Raw genomic sequence first — 3,102 nt, 5'->3', positions numbered from 1 at the left:
CACGCTCAAGCTGTGGGACCTGGAGACGGGCCGCACCCTGGCCACACTGCAGGGCCACTCGGACTGGGTGACCGGCTGCGCGGTGCTGCCCGATGGACGTCACGCCCTCTCCGCCTCCTTCGACCGTACGCTCAAGCTGTGGGACCTCCACTCCGGAGAATGTCTGCGAACGCTCTACGGGCGCGGAGCCTTCATTTGCCTCGCCGCCGCTGAGGAGGTCATTTGCGCGGGCGATTTCTTCGGCACTGTCTGGATATTGGAGGCCAATCCCAAGCAGCCCCATCCCCAGCCCTCCACTTCGAAAACCCACATGGACCTCGGCATCGTCATCGCGCTCAAGGAAGAGTTCCGCGTGTTCCAGGAGCTATTGCCCTCGGGCCTCCGCGCCGAGCGCGACGAGAAGACGGGACAGTACGACTACACCTTCGAGCTCCCCGGCTCGCTCCACCGCTGCGTCGTTTCGTTCATCGGCGAGATGAACCCTGAACCCGCCGCGCTCCACACCGAGCGCCTCATCTCCCGGTGGAACCCCCACACCGTCGTGATGCTCGGCATCGCCGCGGGCATCCACCCGGACGTGCGCGTCGGGGACGTCGTCGTCGCCAGCCAGGTCGACAACTACCTCGCCTCGGCCAAAGCGCAGCCGGGCTCGGCTCCGGGCTCACACGCGTTCTCCCTCGGCGGCACCGTCTTCCAGGGCGACCACGACTTCATCTCCCGCGTGCGCAACCTCGAGTTCGCCGAGCGCGAGGCCTTCCTCTCCTGGAGCCAACTGTGCCAGGAGGCCCTCCCGAAACACGTCCCCGAGCAGGCCCGGAACGAGCTCATCCGCCAGCGCCTCATCCGCGCCGAGCCCGAGTTGCTGGATGTCCACCTCGCCTCCGGCCCCGTCGTGGGCGCCGCCCAGGAATTCACCCGCTGGCTGCGCGAGAAGCGCGACCGCAACCTCAAGGCGCTCGACATGGAGTCCGCCGGCCTCATGGCCTCGGCCTTCAAGCGCGTGGAGCCCACGCGCACCCTCGTCATCCGCGGCATCTCCGACTACGGCGACGAGCGCAAGAGCACCCTGGACGCCCTGAATGAGGGCGCCCTGCGCCGACAGGCCATGCACAACGCCACCACGCTCCTGTGGACCCTGCTGCGCTCCGGCGTCCTCCCGCGCGCTCGGGACTGAACGCAGCGGGCCCGGCTGGCCCTCGTCGAGTACATGCTACGCGGAGACCTCGGTCACCCTGCTGCCTCGTGTTTGCGCCGCCACACCGGGCAGCTCCGCGTGCAAAGCTCTCACAGTTCGGGCCCTCCTACCTGGAGGTGACATTCCCCACGACCAGCAGCCAGAAGAAGATCTCCGCCCTTCCCGCCCACTCCTCGATGGACTCCGAGCGCCGCCGCCAGAATGCCGTGGCCGAGTACGTCTCTACATGACGACCCACGGCACCCTCTCCAGGGCCGCGCGCAGTTCCTCGACTGTCGTGTCCATCTTCTCGGCGACAGTGGGCGCGTGCCAGGTCGAGGCGACGGTGCCCGCTGGCGCATCGCATACCACCTCGATGGTGACCTGACCGAACAGCCCGGGCCAAGCGTGCTGGCGCAGCTCCGCCGCGTGCCCGCGTGCGTCCATGAAGGTGAAGCACGGCCAGCGCGGCAGGCGAATCGTGCTCATGTCGCAGTTGAAGAACCGGCAGCCATTGAGCCGCGCCTCTGAGAAGTCGCAGTCCTCAATGCTGCCGAGCCTCCACCTGTCGTCCACGTCGTCGCGGAATCCGAAGTCGTTTCCGCCGAAGCGGCCCTTGAACCGGCACCCCTTTAGTTTCATCGGCGCCCAGGGCAGCGTTTTCAGCTCGCTCTTCGCCTGAATGGTGCAGTCGATCAGGCTTCCCGAAACCAAATGTAGCCACCGCGCCGAAATGTTGGTGACCAGCGTGCAGCCCCGGAGCGTGACGTTCGGCCCGAGCCAGTAAATGGCCTTCTTGTCCGTCAGCTCCAGTCGCTCGCCCTCAATCTCTCGATTCTCGTAATGGATGTTGGGAGTCACGCGGCCCTCAGAAAAAGATCATGCGGAAGAAGGTGCTCGCCATCCGGCGCCCGTGCAGGGCGAAGTTTGACTCCGTACCAGACAGGATCTCGTAGTGGTAGCTCTGGCCGCCCGGGCCGGTGACGTCCACGCCTCGGCTGTTCCACGACAGGTGCGGAAAACGGTTGGCCACCTGTCTCTCGACCCACCGCCCACGAGCCTGACGCTCGAGCAGATTTGCCCGGTGCTCCTTTCCAGCACGCAGCATCTTGTTGATGGCATCCAGCTCCTCATCCGACAGCGCCGCCCGGGACCACTTCGCCGCCTCCTCCCGCACCGCCGCCTGCAGCTCGTCGCCCAGAGGGTCCCGCGCTGGAATGTCATTGAGGCTCTTCCCGCGAGGGAGGTGCCACCGCTCCCCGTTGCTGAGGACGACCTGCTTGTTACCCCCGCGGTGCTGAATGACCACGGTGCCCGAGTGCCCTCCAGCAGCTCCCGCGCTTCCGCTCTTGGCCAGGACGTTGATGGCCACGGCCGCCTGCGGGGACGTGAGGACGACCAGCGCGCGGCTCTCCTCCACCACCACCTCCACCGCGGCCGCCTCCTCCATGGCCACCGCCACCGAGCCCTCCATGCCCTGGGCCGCCCACTGCGCCTGCACCTGGTTGAACCTCGGCAGCGAGCGCACGTGCTCCGCCACCTCGCCGAGCGTCCGCCCGCTGAGCGTGGCCACCGCGAGAATGAGGGCCCGGGCCGCGTCCGTCCCAATCACCCGGCCGAAGGCCTCGCCCGCCTCGCGCAGCTCCTCGAAGGTGGTGGCCTCGTGGGCCCGCTGCGCCAGGGTGGCCCAGCCGTCCACGAGGCCCCACATGGCGTCCAGGCCCAACCAGGCGAGCAGCACCACCGACAGCGCGGCCGCCACCGCCTTCGTGCTCGGCTCGGGAAAGCCCCCAACGACGCACCCCCTTAAAGACGCAGCCGTCGCGAGATTTGGTGGTCATCACCCACCCGATTCATCCGTTCGTGGGTCGCGCATTCCCCGTGCAGCAGCGACTGCGCTACCTCGGCCGCCCCAGCGTCGTGCTGCT

4 protein-coding genes are annotated in these 3,102 nt (G+C 67.7%); 1 reads left to right on the top strand and 3 read right to left on the bottom strand.

What is annotated here, in order from left to right; genetic code table 11:
- A partial coding sequence (locus ACJ8AT_RS29410; protein WP_407741243.1) for a hypothetical protein occupies positions 1 to 1,174 on the top strand: 1,174 nt, incomplete at its 5' end.
- Positions 1,175 to 1,301: 127 nt separating this feature from the next.
- Here ACJ8AT_RS29410 and ACJ8AT_RS29405 read toward each other — a convergent pair.
- From ACJ8AT_RS29405 to ACJ8AT_RS29395, 3 genes are read right to left on the bottom strand one after another with little or no spacing between them, the layout of a single operon-like run.
- Entirely contained in the window at positions 1,302 to 1,433 is a 132-nt protein-coding gene (locus ACJ8AT_RS29405) for a hypothetical protein (protein WP_407741242.1), read from the bottom strand.
- A complete protein-coding gene (locus ACJ8AT_RS29400) occupies positions 1,418 to 2,035 on the bottom strand; it encodes a hypothetical protein (protein WP_407741241.1) in 618 nt (205 codons plus the stop codon). Before ACJ8AT_RS29400 ends, ACJ8AT_RS29405 begins: the two co-directional genes overlap by 16 nt.
- Positions 2,036 to 2,042: 7 nt before the next feature.
- Complete coding sequence (locus tag ACJ8AT_RS29395; RefSeq protein WP_407741240.1) at positions 2,043 to 2,936, bottom strand: hypothetical protein; 894 nt, start codon at positions 2,934 to 2,936, stop codon at positions 2,043 to 2,045.
- Positions 2,937 to 3,102 lie beyond the last annotated feature (166 nt).

Origin of the sequence: Hyalangium sp. (assembly GCF_045802625.1) — a bacterium.
GTDB lineage: Bacteria > Myxococcota > Myxococcia > Myxococcales > Myxococcaceae > Hyalangium.
Note: the sequence above shows the minus strand (reverse complement) of the source record. Positions and strands in the feature narration are given on the sequence as shown.